The sequence below is a fragment of the Limnospira sp. PMC 1279.21 genome (assembly GCF_032349615.1).
In the GTDB taxonomy this organism is placed as follows: Bacteria; Cyanobacteriota; Cyanobacteriia; order Cyanobacteriales; family Microcoleaceae; genus Limnospira; species Limnospira fusiformis.
Map to the genome: position 1 here is coordinate 1 of NZ_JARPLU010000437.1, position 992 is coordinate 992.

At 37.1% G+C, this 992-nt stretch carries 1 protein-coding gene; it reads right to left on the reverse strand.

Going from position 1 to position 992, the window contains the following annotated elements; all coding sequences use genetic code 11:
- Positions 1-992 (reverse strand): hypothetical protein (locus P5683_RS25265; protein WP_315645118.1); only part of this gene is annotated, 992 nt, incomplete at both ends.

Sequence of the window (992 nt, forward strand, 5' to 3'; positions counted from 1 at the left end):
CCTATCCCATGTAATTTTATCCCTACTAACCGACGGTAACTCTATTTGAGTTTTTTGTAGTTTTGAACGCCTATCTTTAGTCCAATACGGTGGTTTTTCGTAGTTGTACAAAACAAAGGTTAACTGTATTTTAAGATTAGCTGATGTACTGATTTCCTGAAAATCACCTGACCCTACAAATTGACCTATATCCCTATTCCCTAGTATTTCAGTTTGAGCTAATGTACTCGCAACATTTTCCTGTAAATTTCTCAAAGATGACACAAGTCTGAATCTTTCTCCACCAGTCTCTACCACAGCGTTAACTAATTGTTGTTGTCTATTTTGTTCTATTCTTTGTAGTGCAATATACTCATCCAAACCTTGAGCGACTAACACAATAGCCTCTTTACAGTTATCGCTAAACTCATCCCAGAACTCCTCGGAACTGTCTTGGTTCCAAATAGTGTTTATATTACCATCATATTTTTCTGGTAATTTCTCTCTAGCTTCCCTTCTTTGTTTCCCAAAACTCCATTCTTCACCTTTCTCATCACCCCATTTTTCGATTGTTGATTGACCACCGGGAATCATTCCAGTAATAGACCTTGCTAGTGTTGTTGGGCTTTTTGTTAAAAACATTTTAACAACCCGTCTACCGTGTTTAAATAACGTCCATGCTATTGCTTTCATAGCCATATTAAATGACTGTTTAACGTATGAGCCGAATGCTGTAGATACCTCCATAAGCATTTCAGGTCCCTTGCTTAATGCTACGTGCATAGCAGCCGCTTTATTGATAAAAGCGAGACCTGCTACTGGTAAAACACCGCATACTAATTTCCCAGCCATATTACCTAAAAACCCAGCCGTAGTGGTTATAAATTGTCCGGCAATATTTTGGATGTTTTTATCAATATCGCTATCGCTAATATTCCAATTAAAATTCCAGAAAGAATCCCAATTAGAGGTAATAAATCTCGCTACTTTCTCAAAGCTAAAGTTAGATAAAA